At 59.0% G+C, this 15,640-nt stretch carries 17 protein-coding genes; 6 read left to right on the top strand and 11 right to left on the bottom strand.

What is annotated here, in order from left to right:
• Positions 1-47: 47 nt before the first annotated feature.
• Positions 48-1,070, bottom strand: coding sequence for a ketol-acid reductoisomerase (gene ilvC, locus ACRZ94_RS02295; protein WP_480650608.1), 1,023 nt, complete (start codon positions 1,068-1,070; stop codon positions 48-50).
• Positions 1,071-1,201: 131 nt separating this feature from the next.
• On the opposite strand from ilvC, the gene ACRZ94_RS02290 reads away from it, so the two are divergent.
• Positions 1,202-1,657, top strand: coding sequence for an Lrp/AsnC family transcriptional regulator (locus tag ACRZ94_RS02290; protein WP_480650610.1), 456 nt, complete (start codon positions 1,202-1,204; stop codon positions 1,655-1,657).
• Positions 1,654-2,112 carry an Lrp/AsnC family transcriptional regulator gene (locus tag ACRZ94_RS02285; RefSeq protein WP_480650612.1) on the top strand — a complete coding sequence of 153 codons (459 nt, stop codon included), beginning with the start codon at positions 1,654-1,656 and terminating at the stop codon, positions 2,110-2,112. Before ACRZ94_RS02290 ends, ACRZ94_RS02285 begins: the two co-directional genes overlap by 4 nt.
• 6 nt (positions 2,113-2,118) lie before the next feature.
• Here the strand turns inward: ACRZ94_RS02285 and ACRZ94_RS02280 are convergent, their stop codons facing one another.
• Positions 2,119-2,820 carry a GntR family transcriptional regulator gene (locus ACRZ94_RS02280; protein WP_480796581.1) on the bottom strand — a complete coding sequence of 234 codons (702 nt, stop codon included), beginning with the start codon at positions 2,818-2,820 and terminating at the stop codon, positions 2,119-2,121.
• Positions 2,821-3,054: 234 nt separating this feature from the next.
• On the opposite strand from ACRZ94_RS02280, the gene ACRZ94_RS02275 reads away from it, so the two are divergent.
• Positions 3,055-4,182 carry an aminotransferase class V-fold PLP-dependent enzyme gene (locus ACRZ94_RS02275; RefSeq protein ID WP_480650616.1) on the top strand — a complete coding sequence of 376 codons (1,128 nt, stop codon included), beginning with the start codon at positions 3,055-3,057 and terminating at the stop codon, positions 4,180-4,182.
• 12 nt (positions 4,183-4,194) lie between these two features.
• Here ACRZ94_RS02275 and ACRZ94_RS02270 read toward each other — a convergent pair whose 3' ends face one another.
• The 3 genes from ACRZ94_RS02270 to ACRZ94_RS02260 all read right to left on the bottom strand — a co-directional run bounded on the left by ACRZ94_RS02270 (position 4,195) and on the right by ACRZ94_RS02260 (position 6,444).
• Positions 4,195-5,391 (bottom strand): UbiH/UbiF family hydroxylase, encoded by a 1,197-nt coding sequence (locus ACRZ94_RS02270; protein ID WP_480796580.1) that lies wholly within the window; start codon positions 5,389-5,391, stop codon positions 4,195-4,197.
• A 73-nt stretch (positions 5,392-5,464) separates the two neighbouring features.
• Entirely contained in the window at positions 5,465-5,713 is a 249-nt protein-coding gene (locus tag ACRZ94_RS02265; protein WP_480650620.1) for a hypothetical protein, read from the bottom strand.
• An 86-nt stretch (positions 5,714-5,799) separates the two neighbouring features.
• Positions 5,800-6,444, bottom strand: a complete 645-nt coding sequence (locus ACRZ94_RS02260) for a pyrimidine 5'-nucleotidase (RefSeq protein ID WP_480796913.1) — start codon at positions 6,442-6,444, stop codon at positions 5,800-5,802.
• 100 nt (positions 6,445-6,544) lie between these two features.
• On the opposite strand from ACRZ94_RS02260, the gene ACRZ94_RS02255 reads away from it, so the two are divergent.
• Entirely contained in the window at positions 6,545-7,192 is a 648-nt protein-coding gene (locus tag ACRZ94_RS02255; RefSeq protein ID WP_480650623.1) for a GntR family transcriptional regulator, read from the top strand.
• 3 nt (positions 7,193-7,195) lie between these two features.
• Here ACRZ94_RS02255 and ACRZ94_RS02250 read toward each other — a convergent pair whose 3' ends face one another.
• Both ACRZ94_RS02250 and carA read right to left on the bottom strand, forming a co-directional pair.
• Positions 7,196-9,070, bottom strand: a complete 1,875-nt coding sequence (locus tag ACRZ94_RS02250) for a glycosyltransferase (RefSeq protein ID WP_480650625.1) — start codon at positions 9,068-9,070, stop codon at positions 7,196-7,198.
• 84 nt (positions 9,071-9,154) lie between these two features.
• Complete coding sequence (carA, locus tag ACRZ94_RS02245) at positions 9,155-10,321, bottom strand: glutamine-hydrolyzing carbamoyl-phosphate synthase small subunit (RefSeq protein ID WP_480650627.1); 1,167 nt, start codon at positions 10,319-10,321, stop codon at positions 9,155-9,157.
• A gap of 184 nt (positions 10,322-10,505) precedes the next feature.
• On the opposite strand from carA, the gene ACRZ94_RS02240 reads away from it, so the two are divergent.
• The gene (locus tag ACRZ94_RS02240; protein ID WP_480650629.1) at positions 10,506-10,991 is read left to right on the top strand and encodes a GatB/YqeY domain-containing protein; all 486 of its coding nucleotides are present in this window, start codon (positions 10,506-10,508) and stop codon (positions 10,989-10,991) included.
• Between the two features lie 22 nt (positions 10,992-11,013).
• Here the strand turns inward: ACRZ94_RS02240 and ACRZ94_RS02235 are convergent, their stop codons facing one another.
• The 3 genes from ACRZ94_RS02235 to ctaD form a co-directional block, all read right to left on the bottom strand.
• Positions 11,014-11,508: a DUF2244 domain-containing protein gene (locus tag ACRZ94_RS02235; protein WP_480650631.1), complete on the bottom strand. Its 495-nt coding sequence runs from the start codon at positions 11,506-11,508 to the stop codon at positions 11,014-11,016.
• Positions 11,509-11,552: 44 nt separating this feature from the next.
• Positions 11,553-12,152 (bottom strand): DsbA family protein, encoded by a 600-nt coding sequence (locus tag ACRZ94_RS02230; protein WP_480650633.1) that lies wholly within the window; start codon positions 12,150-12,152, stop codon positions 11,553-11,555.
• A gap of 129 nt (positions 12,153-12,281) precedes the next feature.
• Positions 12,282-13,940: a cytochrome c oxidase subunit I gene (gene ctaD, locus ACRZ94_RS02225; RefSeq protein ID WP_480796579.1), complete on the bottom strand. Its 1,659-nt coding sequence runs from the start codon at positions 13,938-13,940 to the stop codon at positions 12,282-12,284.
• 308 nt (positions 13,941-14,248) lie between these two features.
• On the opposite strand from ctaD, the gene ACRZ94_RS02220 reads away from it, so the two are divergent.
• Positions 14,249-14,668 carry an HIT family protein gene (locus tag ACRZ94_RS02220; protein WP_480796578.1) on the top strand — a complete coding sequence of 140 codons (420 nt, stop codon included), beginning with the start codon at positions 14,249-14,251 and terminating at the stop codon, positions 14,666-14,668.
• A gap of 313 nt (positions 14,669-14,981) precedes the next feature.
• Here ACRZ94_RS02220 and lipB read toward each other — a convergent pair whose 3' ends face one another.
• Positions 14,982-15,638, bottom strand: coding sequence for a lipoyl(octanoyl) transferase LipB (gene lipB / locus ACRZ94_RS02215; RefSeq protein WP_480796577.1), 657 nt, complete (start codon positions 15,636-15,638; stop codon positions 14,982-14,984).
• Positions 15,639-15,640: the final 2 nt, after the last annotated feature.

Here is a 15,640-nt window from a genome sequence, read left to right as displayed (position 1 = left end):
AAAAAAGGGCGGCACAATGGCCGCCCTTTCCGAAAGACCCGTCAGGATCAGTTCTTTTCCTTGTCGACCATTTTACCAGCCGAGATCCAGGGCATCATGGCGCGCAGTTTTGCGCCGGTTTCCTCGATCATGTGCTCGTCATTGGCGCGGCGCGACGCTTTGATGGTCGGCTGACCAACGGCGTTCTCCAGCATGAAGTCGCGAACGAATTTACCCTGCTGGATGTCGTCCAGAACCGCTTTCATGCGCGCTTTGGTCTCGTCGTATTTCAGGATACGCGGGCCGGTGACATACTGGCCGTATTCGGCTGTGTTCGAGATCGAGTAATCCATGTTCGCGATGCCACCTTCATAGATCAGGTCCACGATCAGCTTCACTTCGTGCAGACACTCGAAATAGGCCATCTCGGGCGCATAGCCTGCCTCTACCAGTGTTTCAAAGCCGCAGCGGATCAGCTCGACCAGACCGCCACACAGAACGGCCTGCTCACCAAACAGGTCGGTTTCGCATTCTTCGCGGAAGTTGGTCTCAATAATGCCCGAGCGACCGCCACCGATGGCCGAGCAATAGGACAGGCCGATTTCCAGCGCTTTGCCGGTTGCGTCGTTGTTCACGGCTACCAGGCAGGGCACGCCGCCGCCTTTGACATATTCGCCACGCACGGTGTGGCCGGGGCCTTTGGGGGCCATCATGATGACGTCCACGCCTTCTTTCGGCTCGATCAGGCCAAAGTGGACGTTCAGGCCGTGGGCAAAGGCAATCGCTGCGCCGGGCTTGATGTTGTCATGCACGTATTTCTTGTAGGTCTCGGCCTGCAGTTCGTCGGGCATGGTGAACATGATGACGTCGCACCACGCGGCGGCTTCGGCGATACCCATCACCTGCAGACCTTCACCTTCGGCTTTTTTGGCCGAGGGCGAGCCTTCGCGCAGGGCGATGACCAGGTTCTTGGCACCCGAGTCGCGCAGGTTCAGCGCGTGTGCGTGGCCCTGGCTACCATAGCCCAGAATGGCCACTTTTTTGTCTTTGATCAGGTTGATGTCGCAATCGCGATCGTAATAGACGCGCATGATTTCGGTCCTTTCAGTTGCGGTTGCTGTGCTTTTAGTTCCGTTGATCTTAGATGGCGAGCGGTGAACCATTGAGTATTTGCGAAAAAGATGAAAAATTATTCATCAGATAGCGAGGTTTTGAAAAATTCATGCTTGATGATCTGGATCGGCGCATTTTGCGCCATTTACAACCCGAGCCTACACTCTCCATGGCCGAGCTGGCCGAACGGTGTGGGATCAGCCAGGGTGTTTGCTGGCGCCGGGTGGAAAAGATGCAGGCCGCAGGTGTTATTCAAGGGCAAGAGGCGGTCATCGACTGGGCCGCGCTTGGCTACACGGTCGAGGTCTCGTTGCGGGTGACGTTGGACAAGACCCAACCCCGCGCCTTTGATGAGTTCACGGCCGCCGCGCGGGTTGTCCCCGAAGTGATTGAAATCCAGACCTTTCTGGGGCGTGTCGATGTGCGGCTTTCGGTGCTGGCGCGTGACATGTCCCATTATCAGGAAGTTTACCGCGACCGCATTCTGACCCTGCCGCATATCGCCGACATCGAGGCCCTGATGCATATCGCGCGGGTGAAATCCAACGAGGTCTTGCCGGTATGATCGATCTGGATGACACCGACCGGCACATTCTGCGGGCCTTGGCGCAGGACGCCACCCAAAGCGCGGGGGCTTTGGGGCGCAAACTGGGGCTGTCTCAACCCGCCACGTGGCGGCGTATCCGGCGGCTGGAAACGGCGGGTATCATCCGGGGCCGTCGTCTGCGCCTGAACGCCGAGGCGCTGGGATTCGGTGTCACGGTTTTCCTGGGCGTCAAACTGGCCCGAAAAGGGCAAATCAGCCTTGAGGATTTCGAGCGCGCCGTCAGCGCCATCCCCGAGGTTCAGACCGTCGAACACGTGCTGGGTCTTTACGATTATCGCCTGCGGGTGGTGGCCCGCGACCTGTCTGATTTTGAGCGTGTTCTGCGACGCCGGATCATGACCTTGCCGGGCGCAGGCGATGTTGAGGCAAACGTGCTTCTGAGCGAAGAGAGGCTGCCCGGCCCGATTGGCTAGGGCCGGTCAGTATCTGGTACGGATGCAAAAGCCGGGATGATGCGTCATCCGGGCAAAGGTCATCGGCACGCCGTCTTTCCACGTGGTGCGCTCCAGTTGGATCATCGATGTTCCGGCGGTGGTGCCCATGAACTCGGCCAGACGCCCGTCTGCGGAAATCGCGCAAAAGGCGATCTCAGCCTCGGTAAATGGCGCGACGTTCAGCAGCCATTCATGCGGGCCCTGATCGCTCAGGTCGGCATGCTCGACATCGGGAACCGAGTCGATGTTGATCCAGCGTTCTTCAAGCTGAAAGGGACGGTTATCGGCGTAGTGCATGCAGATGACATGCAGCACCCGTGCATCCGGTGACACGCTGAGCTGCGAGGCAAGCCAGCCAGGGCTGGGCACGATGTTCCGCTCAACCAAGGCATATCGATAAGCTGAGTTTTGGCCCTCAACTGTTTGGCGTGTCAGCGAAAATTCAAGTTTGGCGTGTTTGCTGGGTTCCTTCTTGACCCGCGTGCCGCTTTTGCGCTTACGCTCGACAAATCCCTGTTCAGCCAGTTCGCGCAAAGCCCGGTTAACGGTAGCGCGTGCACAATTGAATTCCTCGGCCAGCTGCGTTTCGGTGGGCAGCAATGATCCCTGTGGCCAAATCCGGTTCTCAATACGACGTTTGACTTCGTCCCGTATGACTTGAAAACTGATCCGCTTTTGAGCAGTCACGAGAAGCAATACCTTTCTTCTACAAAGTGTATGTATCTGTTCAGAAACACCTCAGGGTGTAAAGGGGTGGTGACACTATTTGGCGTCATGTTGAGGTACATTTAATGTTGGAGCAGTTAATTTTAGGGGCGGGAAATAAAGTTCCGTTGCGTCAGTTGCTTGCGCAAGATAACTGCCTTACCAATCCCGGAGGCACGAGTCACGTGGCCAGAGAACTGCTTGAAAGGACAATTCATGCCGGCGCTTTTGAATAGTATTGACCCCGATGGGCTTGAGGAGTTTTCGGTCGTCTTCACGGACCGCTCTCTGAACCATATGTCGGCTCGGTTTCAGACCGTCATGCGTGATATCTCAGCGATGCTTAAGGATGTGTATAACGCCGATGGGGTCGCTGTGATTCCGGGCGGCGGCACCTACGGGATGGAGGCCGTGGCCCGTCAGTTTGCGCGCAATGCCAACGTTCTGGTCGTGCGGAACGGGTGGTTCTCTTACCGTTGGAGCCAGATCATCGAATCTGCGGAACTGACGGCCTCGGCCACGGTGCTCAAGGCGCGGCAGACCGGAAATTCCAACCCGTCGCCCTTTGCCCCTGCGCCGATCGAAGAGGTGGTTGCCGCGATCCGTGAACAGCGCCCTGATGTTGTCTTCGCGCCCCATGTCGAGACATCGGCCGGCCTTATTCTGCCCGATGACTACGTGACCGCGATGGCCGAAGCCGCACATGAGGTCGGCGCGCTGATGGTGCTGGACTGCATTGCCTCGGGCTGTGCCTGGATTGACATGAAGGCTACGGGCGTCGATGTCCTGATCTCGGCCCCTCAGAAAGGTTGGAGCGCCTCGCCCTGTGCCGGTCTGGTCATGCTGTCTGAACGGGCTGAGGCGCGGTTGGAGCAGACAAGCTCGGACAGTTTCGCTGTCGATCTGAAGAAATGGCGTCAGATCATGCAGGCGTATGAAAATGGCGGGCATGCTTATCATGCGACCATGCCCACGGACGCATTGCAGGCGTTCCGCGACACCATGATTGAAACCCGCGACTATGGCTTTGAAAAGCTGCGGGATGCGCAATGGGCCTTGGGCAACGGTGTCCGCGCCATGCTTAAGGAAAAAGGCGTTGTGTCGGTGGCCGCAGATGGGTTTGGCGCGCCGGGTGTTGTCGTCAGCTATACCTCGGACGCCGAGGTGCAGAATGGCAAAAAGTTCGCGGCCCTTGGCATGCAGATCGCAGCCGGTGTGCCGCTGCAATGCGATGAGCCCGAGGGATTCAGCACCTTCCGTCTTGGCCTCTTTGGGCTGGACAAGCTGTATGATGTGGACGCCACGATTGCGCGGCTGAAGCGCGTACTGGATCAGGTTCTCTGATCCCCTTGGGCCTCAGCGTACGCCGAGGCCCATCTGCATCAGCGTCTTACGCACAGGCGGCAGGGAATAAAGCGCATTCAGCCCCATCGCCCGCGCATCACGTAGCGGCCGTGCCTCGATCATCGAGGCGCGGTTCAGCAGGTCGATACCCTTCACGCGCATCTCAACCTCGGTATGGCGCGCCTTGTGATAGGCATCGAGCATTTGGACGTCACCCAAACCCTCGGGGCGGGCTTGGGCCAGATCCAGCAGACTGCGCAGATCGCCCAACGACATGTTCAGACCTTGTGCGCCGATGGGCGGCACCACATGGGCGGCCTCGGCCATCAAAGCGATGCGTTCTCCCGAAAGACGCTCGGCCGATTGGCTGATGATCGGCCAGATCGTCCGGCGCGAAGCCAGTTTCAACGACCCGAACAACCCGCAAGAGCGTTCGGTCATCAACGCTTCGAAGTCTTCCGGCGCGGTGTTCAACAGCTCAACCGCACGGGGGCCGCGCTCCATCCAGACAATGGCTGACGACGGCTGACCCTGCCAGTCGGGCAGGGGCACCAGGGTGAACGGCCCGCCCGACCGGTGAATCTCGGTTGAGACATTCTCGTGCGGGACCGGATGTGTTACGGCGAAAGCCAGCGCCTTTTGGCCGTAGCGTGTGGTGTGGACATTGATCCCGGCTGCCTCGCGCATGGGCGAATTCCGCCCGTCCGCCGCCACCACCATTTTACAACGGACACGGCTGCCATCACTCAGGCCCACGCGGGCCTCAACGGTACGGGTGAACAGGCTGACGGTGCCGGTGCCGGGGCGGAAATCCACGTTGGGCAGTTCTGCCAGACGGGCGACCATCTCGCGCCGCAACAGCCAGTTGGGCAGGTTCCAGCCAAAGGGCTGGTCCGAGATATCGGCGGCGTTGAAATCGCGCACCACGCGGGGTTCGGGCACGTCGCCGCCTGCGTCCACAATGCGCATGATCTGCAACGGTGCGGCGTGGGCGTCCAGACGCTGCCACAACCCGCATTGTTCCAACAGCCCTTGTGCCGGTTGCAGAAACGCCGTGGTCCGCAGGTCGGACCCGTCCACGTCACGCTCGGTGATGGGGGGGGTGGGGTCGACACAGATCACGTCGAACCCAGCGCTTCCAAAGGCCGCCGCAGCGGTCAGCCCGGCGATTCCTCCGCCGGAAATCAGGATGTCACAGCTGTCTTTCATGACCTTGGCCTCCGTTTTGGCAAAACCTAGTGCGGTTCCGCGCAAGGTGCCAAGTGACATCCTGTCCCGTGCATCAGCCGCGTGAAATCAGGATGAGGATCAGGAACATCACCGGAACCATCATCACGGCGGGGATATAGAGACCCGGAAGCCCGAACAACAGGGTCGAACAGCCCCACATGCTTACGATGGCAAGGGCGGTATAACCCCAATCATCACCTTCGGCGTGGGCGGCATCCTTGGCCATCCAGCCGAACAGGGGGATTGCAAACAACAGGCGCTGCCAAATGGGCAGGCGCCGAGGCATCTCGATCGCGCTCATGGGGTCTCCGATTCTGTTCGTCGCTGAGGCGCATATAGGGGCGTTGCTGCAGCTGCAGAATGTGCAGATCGTCGCAGTGTGACAGCCTATCGCAGACGCGCCAGAAACGCGGTTAGATCATCGGTGTGGTGGTGAATATGATCGGCCTCATGCGGCTCGGGCGCGACGTGAACTGTGCGCATTCCCATAGCGTGGGGGGCGGCCAGATTGCGGGGGTCATCCTCGAACATCGCCGCTTGCGCGGTGTCGATTCCATCCTGCGCAAAGATCGCCTCGAACGCGGCTTTTTCCGGCTTGGGGCGATAGCCCGCATGTTCAACCCCATAGATCGCGTCGAACAGACCGCTCAGGCCGCGCGCCTCAAGCACACGTTCGGCATAAGGGGCGCTGCCGTTGGTATAGACGATGCGGCGACCGGGGAGGGAACGGATATGGTCGGCCAGCTCGGCATCGGTGTCCATATGACTCATGTCGACCTGATGCACCGCATGCAAATAGGGGTCGGGGTCCAGATCATGCTCGGCCATCAGACCGGCCAGCGTGGTCCCGTATTCCCGCCAATAATGCGAGCGCAGTCGGTCGGCTTCGGCCCGGTCCACACCGATGGCCTGCACCACGTAATCCGTCATCAGCACCTCGATCTGATCGAACAGGCGCATGTGGGGCGGGTAGAGGGTGTTGTCGAGATCAAACACCCATTGAGTGACGTGGGAAAAGGCTGGTTTCACCATGCCTTGGGTGTAGAGCGCGAACGCCCGGTTTTCAATGCCGCTCTTGATCCGGGGGGCAGGTGACGGATAGACATGACCGAACGAGGAGACGAACCACCCAATGCCCCAATCCAGACAGCCGTCCAAAGACGCCTATAGCCTTATACTCGAAGCGATTGATGTGGGTGTTTATCGCCCAGGCGACCGCCTTGTCGAAAGTGAGCTGGCAGAGAGGTTCGGTGTCTCGCGCACTCCGATCCGCGAGGCGCTGCAGCGGTTGGAAACCCAGTCTCTGCTGGAACGGGATGGCCGGTCGCTGATTGTAGCCTCGCTCACCCATAACCAGATGGCCGAGCTTTATGTGGTGCGGCGTGAGTTGGAGGGGCTTGCCGCACGTCTGGCCGCCAAACACGCGACGGATGAAGAGATCCGGGTGCTACAGGAAATGGTCGCCGAAGATGATGCTTTGGTGAACGATCCCTCAGCCCTGTCGCGCGCGAACAGACGCTTTCACGAGCAGATTCATCTGGCTTCGCATAACCGCTATTTGGTGCAGCAGCTGGATCTTGTGCATCGGACTATGGCGCTGATGGCAACGACATCACTGGCCGTCGAGGGCCGCGGGGAGGTTGCCCAAAGCGAGCACAAGGCGATAGTTGATGCGATCGCCACCCATGACGAGGATGCGGCAGAACGGACCCTGAAAGAGCATATCTCGGTCGCTTTCATGACCCGTTTGAAACAGGATGCGACCCGGCGCGAAGGCTGAACGCTAGGAGACCGGGGTTTCTTCACTGGCCTGGCCATGCTGTGTCTTGTCCCAAAAGAACGGGTCAAGTGCCAGTTCCCACAGGGCTTTGTACGCGGCCAGCACGCCCAATGGGAAGTAAAGCGGCATCGTCACGAGCCACGGCAGCAAGAACCGTCTTTCCTGTGCTGCGACGGCCAGCACTCCGGCCAATAGGTTGACGAATTCGGCAAACAGGAACAGGCCGATCAGAGCAGCCATCCCCGCCGCAGGCAGGATCGGATCAACCGGACTGCTGAGACCAAAGGTGGTCAGCCAGAACAGCCACAGGACCGGGGCCAGTAAAAACTGCCCCAGCGTCCCCAGAAAAAACGCCTGAACCCCCAGAAAGCGCCAGAGGCCCAGATCCCGCAGCAACCTGACGGGCGAGCGCATGTGCACAAGATAGGTGACCATGAAGCCCTTAAGCCATCTCGAACGCTGACGAACCCAGGGCCAGGCGCGAAAGTTGGCCTCTTCGTAGGTTGCTGTGTCGACCATCTCGGTACGATAGCCCGCACGGGACAGACGCACGCCAAGATCGGCGTCTTCGGTCACGTTATGGGCATCCCATCCGCCCAGTTCCAACAGCTTGTCGCGGCGAAAGAAGAAGGTTGTTCCGCCCAGGGGCACAACCAGACCAAGCCGTGCGATGCCCTGCAGAACCACCCGGAACCAGCTGTTGTATTCGATGGTAAAACAGCGTGACCGCCAGTTCGTGCGAGGATTGTAGTAATCCAGCACCCCTTGCAGGCAGACCACGTCCGGCGCGGCCTGCGCGAAATCACGCACGACCCGTTCGATCTGATCGGGTTGCGGGGCATCTTCGGCGTCCCAGACACCGATGATGTCCCCATGACAGAAATCCAGCGCATAGTTCATCGCCCGGGGCTTGGTGGTCAGACCGTTGCGTTCCGGTACTTCGACGGTTCTGATCCAACTGGGCAGGTTGACCTTGGCCAACGTGGATCGTGTCAGATCATCGCTTTGTTCGAGGACCAACACGACGTCCAACAGCGCTTTGGGGTAGGTCAGCCGCTTCAACCGGCGGATAAGCGCGCCTGCAATTTCTTTCTCTTTATACAACGGCACCATGATCGAGACTCGCGGCAAAGCCTGCGGCGGGGTTGGTGCCGGTGGGTGTTTCCCCTCAATCATTCTCTGCCAGAGGTAGCTCATCACCCCGGCAAGGCGCAGTGACAGGAACAATAATAGGCTTAGAACTGCGGCACCCACCAGTACGGCCACGCCGGCCAGAGGGAAAAGGGCCAGTAGTGCAGCGGCAAAAACGACCGCGAAGGCCGGACCGATACGAGACCGCAAAGTCCAGGATCGACAGCTTTGCTCAATATCCACTCGGGTCTCGGCGGCTTTGGCCAAATCGTCAGAAAACACGTTTGCGATGGCGGTCTCGATCTGGTGGGCCGACGCAAGGACGGGAATTATGACCAGGCCTGTGTCCTGCAGTTCATCTCGCACGGTTGTGAATAGATCGGTCCGTTCTGTTGCAACCAGTAGGATGGGACCAATACGCTGCCAGGGAATGACACTGTGGGTCAGCCAGAACGTGGCCGGTTTGATTGCGCATAGTTCGGGGTCTGGGGGGACGTTGCCAAGATCGGCGATTTGCAAGCCAGATTGTTCGGATACGGCATCCAATACATCCTGTCGGTCGACCCAGCCTTCGGCCACAAGGATTTCACCCAAAGGGGCGCGTTGCCACGTTTGCAGAAACAGCGCTTCGTCCAGTTGGGATTGGGTGATCAGACCGCGATCAAGCAGGCACACCCCCAATGGTTTGCGATGCCGTGCAGGGATTGGCGCGGCATGCGCGAAATGCTGCAGGCTATGCTGAACCATAAAGAAACAACCCTGAAACGGTGACCCGTTGTCAGGGTTGCTCAACTTAGGTTAACAGCCGGTTAACCATGGCCGGTCTTCGTATTAAGCCTGTGCTTTTTGCGCGGCCATCGCATCGGCAAAGCGTTCGAACAGATAGAAACTGTCCTGTGGGCCGGGCGAGGCCTCGGGGTGGTACTGAACCGAGTACACGGGACGTTCGGTCATGCGGATGCCGCAGTTCGAGCCGTCAAACAGCGACCGGTGGGTTTCCACTACACCGTCGGGCAGGGACTGGGCATCCACTGCAAAACCATGGTTCATCGAGGTGATCTCGACCTTACCGGTGTCCAGATCCTTGACCGGGTGGTTTGCTCCGTGGTGGCCGTGATTCATCTTGACGGTCTGACCGCCGAGGGCCAACGCCAGCATCTGGTGTCCCAGACAAATGCCAAAGACGGGCAGGTCGGTGGTGCCAAGAACCTCTTTGATCATCGGAACGGCATATTCCCCAGTGGCCGCCGGATCACCGGGACCGTTGGACAGGAAGACGCCGTCAGGGTTATGGGCCAGCACCTCGGCCGCGGTCGCTGTGGCAGGCAGGACGGTCACATCGCATCCGGCCGAGGCCAGACAGCGCAGGATGTTGCGCTTGGCACCATAGTCAATGGCGACAACCTTGTGCGCCGGGGCCTCCTGACGGGTATAACCGTCGGGCCAGGCCCACCGCATCTCATCCCAGCGATAGCTTTGGGCGCAGGTGACCTCTTTGGCCAGATCCATTCCTTCCAGCCCGGCAAAACCGCGCGCGGCGGCAACCAGAGCTTCGATATCGAAATTACCCTCGGGGTCGTGGGCCAGGGCCACATGCGGTGCGCCTTGCTGGCGGATGGCACGGGTCAGGCGGCGGGTGTCGATGCCGCCAATGGCGATGCGGCCACGACGCGTCAGCCAGGTTTTCAACTCTTCGGCCGAGCGCCAGTTCGAAGGCTCGGTCGGGTCCCATTTGACCACCATGCCAGCGGCAACAGGGTCGCCTGTCTCGTCATCCTCGGGGTTCACGCCGACATTGCCGATATGGGGGAAGGTAAAGGTCACGATCTGGCCCGCATAGGACGGGTCGGTCATGATCTCCTGATACCCGGTCATTGCGGTGTTAAAGCACAGCTCGGCGACGGTCTGACCGGTGGCACCAAAGCCCATCCCGTAGAACAATGTGCCGTCGGCCAATGCCAGACATGCGGTGGGCTTGGACGGGGCGTTCTGGGCCATGGCGCGACTCTCCTGCAAGGTAAACCGGCGCATACCTAAGGGGGTTCCGCCTTTGGGTCAAGCCTGTTCAAATTTTGGGCTATTGTTATATTTCAATGACTTAGAGATATTCGCTTCCGGTTGTGTCGCGCTTTTTGTTTCGATATGGTCGGGGTTCCTTTTTCCATGGGGATGGACAGATCATATGGATATGCGATCACGGGTGAACACCGCCCTGAAGCAAGCAATGAAAGACAAGGAAGCCGAGCGTTTGTCGACGCTGCGGCTGATCAATGCGGCCATCAAGGACCGCGACATCGCCTCGCGCGCGTCGGATAACGAAGAGGCCAAGGGCTGCGGCGATGCCGAGGTTCTTGAAATCCTTGGGAAAATGACCAAGCAGCGCAAGGAAAGCGCCCGCGCCTATGAAGAGGGCGGACGGCTGGATCTGGCCGAGCGTGAGCTGCGCGAAGTTGAGGTGATCGAGGAATTCCTGCCCAAGCAATTGGATGAGGACGAGGTCTCGAAAGCCATTCTGACCGCAATCACGGCGACCGGAGCAGGCTCGATCCGCGATATGGGCAAGGTGATGGGTGAGCTTAAGACCCGGTACACCGGCCAGATGGATTTCGGCAAGGTCGGCCCGATGGTCAAAGACCACCTATGCGCCGCCTCCAGCGGCAGTTGCTGAGACCTTTGGAAATCTGAAACGGCTACGACTGCGCGACCGGTTCGCGCAGTTTTTTCATGAGGTCATCGTATAGCGCGATCCGTTCATCCTCGGACAGGAACGCGCCGATCTCGACCTCGCGACCGTCGCCTGTCAGGGTGACATAATTCGGCACGGGTCCACCGCGTTCATGCATTTCAGGCCGGGCCCAGTATCGGTTGCAGGTCCATTCCTGCTGACCGCTGCGCGGATCGTGATGCACCAGATGCGCCTGTGTGCCGGTCAGGGTCAGAACTTCGAACACGCTGCGCGCGCGGTAGTTGGTCTGGATCGCCAGCCAAAGCCCCAGCACCGTCAACAGCAGGAAGGGCAGCAGCCCCCACAACACCACCGATCCCAGCATCGCCAGCACCGGGATCAGCCCAAACAGAAACACGGACAGGATCACATACATCGCCCCGCGCGGTGGCAGCGAGTTATGCGGCCAAAGGCGCAGTTCCTGTTCCGTGTCAGAGGTCTGATTCCAACGATAGGGCATGGCGGAAAACTAGCGTATTGCAGGTTCGAGTCTAACGGAAATGATCAGGCCACGTGGCCGACCCGCGCCCAGGACAGCGCATCGTCCAGCCGGTCGTCGCCCCAGAAAACCTCTCCGCGGACAACAAGGCTTGGGGCGCCGAATATGCCCAGTTTTATCGCCTGATCCGTTTGCGCCTCAAGCGCGGCCACCGTGTCGGGGCTGCGGGCGCGTGCCAGGATCATGCGCGGGTCTTGCTGGCACCTGTGCAGGGCCTCGGTGATGGCGGTTTCGCTGCCGGCCTCGACGCCTTCTTCGAACCAGATGCGATAGAGTATTTGCGTAAATGCCTTGCCCCAGCCATCCCCCATCCCCAGCAGCGCCACCTGATTGGCCAGTGCAAGGTCCGAGATCGGGTAGGGCGCAGGCAGGCGGGCATGGATGCGATACTTGGCGGCGCGGCGCTCAATATCGCGCCACATATAGGCGGATTTGACCGGTTTCCCTGCAAAAGGGATGTTCTGCTGGTCCTGCATCACACTGCGCACATTGAAGGGCCGCCAGTGGACCGAGGCGTCTTTTTCAGCGCACCAGTCATCCAGTCGCATGATGGTCAGAAAGCTATAGGTGCTTCCGATCGAGTACCAAAAGTCAATTTCAGGCATGAGAGACCCCCGGACTGCCGGTTGTGTCATCACCCACAGGATACCCGATTTTTGGGCATCTGGCGAATGCCTGCGTCACAAAGAAAAAACCCCGCCGGTTTGGCGGGGTTTTCTTTGGCTTTGGCGGGATCAGTGCGCGTGGCCCTTGTCCCAGTCTTCCTGCTTTGGCAGCTGCTCGAACGTGTGCTCGGGCGGCGGCGAGGGCAGGGTCCATTCCAGCGTATCCGCATATTCGTTCCACGGGTTCGGACGCGTCTCTTTCGCGCCGCGGAACAGCGCATAGAAGACAATGCCGAAGAACAGCAGGAACGAAGCGAACGAGATGAACGCGCCAATTGACGACACAAAGTTCCACTGCGCGAAGGCCTCAGGGTAGTCGATGTAACGGCGCGGCATGCCCTGACGACCCAGGAAGTGCTGCGGGAAGAAGGTCAGGTTGGCGCCAATGAAGAACAGCCAGAAATGAACTTTGCCCCAGAATTCCGAGTACTGACGGCCCGTCATTTTGCTGAAGTAGAAGTATACGCCCGCAAAGATCGCGAACACGGCACCCAGCGACATCACGTAATGGAAGTGTGCCACCACGTAGTAGGTGTCGTGATAGGCACGGTCGATACCGGCCTGCGACAGCACCACGCCGGTCACACCGCCAACGGTGAACAGGAACAGGAAGCCGAAGGCGAACAGCATCGGCGTCTTGAACTCGATGGAACCGCCCCACATGGTCGCGATCCACGAGAAGACCTTAACGCCTGTGGGCACCGCGATGACCATCGTGGCCAGCATGAAGTAGGCCTGCTGACGCAGCGACATGCCAACGGTGTACATATGGTGCGCCCACACAACAAAGCCCAGAACACCGATTGCGATGATCGCCCAGACCATCGGCAGATAGCCAAAGATCGGCTTGCGCGCGAAGGTCGCAATCACGTGGCTGATGATGCCGAACCCGGGCAGGATCACGATATACACTTCCGGGTGTCCAAAGAACCACAGGATGTGCTGATACAGGATCGGATCGCCGCCGCCGGACGGGTCAAAGAAGGTGAAACCAAAGTTGCGATCCATCAGCAACATGGTGATCGCGCCCGCCAGAACCGGCAGCGACAGCAGAATCAGCCATGAGGTGACGAAGATCGACCAGCTGAACAGCGGCACCTTGAACAGGGTCATGCCCGGGGCACGCATGTTCAGGAAGGTTGTGATCATGTTGATCGCGCCGAGGATCGAGGAGGCGCCCGATACGTGCACGGCGAAAATCGCAAGGTCCATGGACATGCCGCCCTCGGTCGTGGACAGTGGCGGGTAAAGAACCCAACCAACGCCCGAGCCGAGCTGGTCATTCCCGCCCGGAGACAGCAGCGAGGCCACACCCAGCGAGGTACCAGCCACGTACAGCCAGAAAGACAGGTTGTTCATCCGCGGGAACGCCATATCCGGCGCACCGATCTGCAACGGCATGAAATAGTTGCCAAATCCGCCGAACAGGGCAGGGATGACCACAAAGAACATCATCAGAACACCGTGATAGGTGATCATGACGTTCCACAAGTGTCCGTTGGGGGTGCACGGGTCGGCCATGAAGCCTTCGAGGCACATGTACTGAACGCCCGGGTGCATCAGTTCAAGGCGCATATAAACAGTCATCGCAACCGAGATCAAACCGGCCAGCGCCGAGACGATCAGGTAGAGAATGCCAATGTCCTTGTGATTGGTCGACATGAACCAGCGCTGGAAAAAGCTGCGCTCGTCCTCATGGTCGTGACCATGAATGGCTGCGTCTGCCATTATTAGGTGCCTCCTGTTGCATATGCAGCGCGCATTCGGACCTCTCCGACGCGCGGGTTTCCTGCTGGTTTTAGAATGCGAAAGGGACGCCTTCAATGGTCGAGTTTGATCTGGATCAAGAATAATTGTCGCGGGTCGGAGGAAAACCCGCGAAATCTTGGCCATCAACAGGGTGTATCTGGCAATGAGCCCCCGAATTTCAAGAGGCCCCGAGGGTGATGCGCGCCGCCATCAGCAGAGTTCCGCCTTGACCCTTTGGAATAGGGGGCGCAGAACTGTGCGCAACAGCCGAAATTCGGAGACAGAACATGGCCGCTTATGATCCCGAAAACATCTTTGCCAAGATCCTGCGCGGAGAAATCCCCTCGACCCGCGTCTATGAAGACGATGACACGTTTGCTTTTATGGACATCATGCCAAGATCCGACGGACATTTGCTGGTGATCCCCAAAACGCCCTGCCGCAATCTGCTGGATGCATCACCCGAGCAACTGGCTGCCGTGACCGCGACAGTTCAGAAACTGGCCAAAGCGGTGATCAAAGCATTTGACGCGGACGGTGTCACCGTCCAGCAGTTCAACGAGGCCGCAGGCGGACAAGAGGTGTTCCACCTGCATTTCCACATTCTGCCGCGTCACGAAGGCGTAACGATGCGCCCGCCTGGCAACATGGGAGATTTCGACCTGATTGCAGCTCATGCGGAAAAGATCAAAGCGGCTCTGGGCTGAATTCGGGTCAGGCATGGGCCCTGAAATGGAATTGCCGTTCCGATTTGGGGTCGGAACGGCAGACTCGTAACCAAACACTTGTCCGAATACCCGGTTTACCCAGGATCACCGGTTTAACACACCACTCACTCTAGAACGGTCGTTATAGGATAACGTGAAAGACGCGGCTTGTATCGTTTTGAGTCTGCTTTTCGACAATTTTGCGCAATTTTATAGAGACGGCGGGCGCATTACGGCCAGCTTAGGAAACAAAAGGGTTTTAAGGGCGCGGATTGTTACAGCCTCTTTCGGGGTTTAGCGATTCGATGCTGTCTCAGGCGGTGATGGGCTGGAAGTTTTCGGCAAAGGTTTTTTGCAAGGCAACATCAACATCGTCCAGTGTCACTGGCAACCCAAGGTCAATCAGCGAGGTCACCCCGTGTTCGCTGATGCCGCAGGGAACGATGCCCGAGAAATGCTCAAGATCAGGTTCGACATTGATCGAGATGCCGTGAAAGCTGACCCATTTGCGCAGACGTAGGCCAATGGCTGCGATCTTGTCCTCGGCGGGCTGGCCCGAGGCGGTTAACGGTTTGTCATGACGCTGTACCCAAACGCCCACACGCCCGTCGCGGATTTCGCCCTGAACGTTGAACTCGGCCAAGGCGGCAATCACCCAATTCTCAAGCTGTTTGACGAATCCCCGCACGTCCTTGCCGCGCTTGTTCAGGTCCAGCATCACATAAGCGACGCGCTGACCGGGGCCATGATAGGTGTATTCGCCACCGCGCTTGGCCTCATAAACCGGAAAGCGGTCTGGATCAGTCAGATCCTTGATCCGGGCCGAGGTGCCTGCGGTATAAAGCGGGGGATGCTCCAGCAGCCAGACGCATTCATCCGCCTCGCCCGCAGCGATCGCGGCGACCCGCGCCTCCATAAAGGCGACGGCGTCGGGGTAGTCGACAAGCCCTTCGGTGATCTTCCATTCCATGG

This window comes from Ruegeria sp. CH10, assembly GCF_056537125.1.
This window is presented reverse-complemented; position numbering and strand designations above follow the sequence as displayed.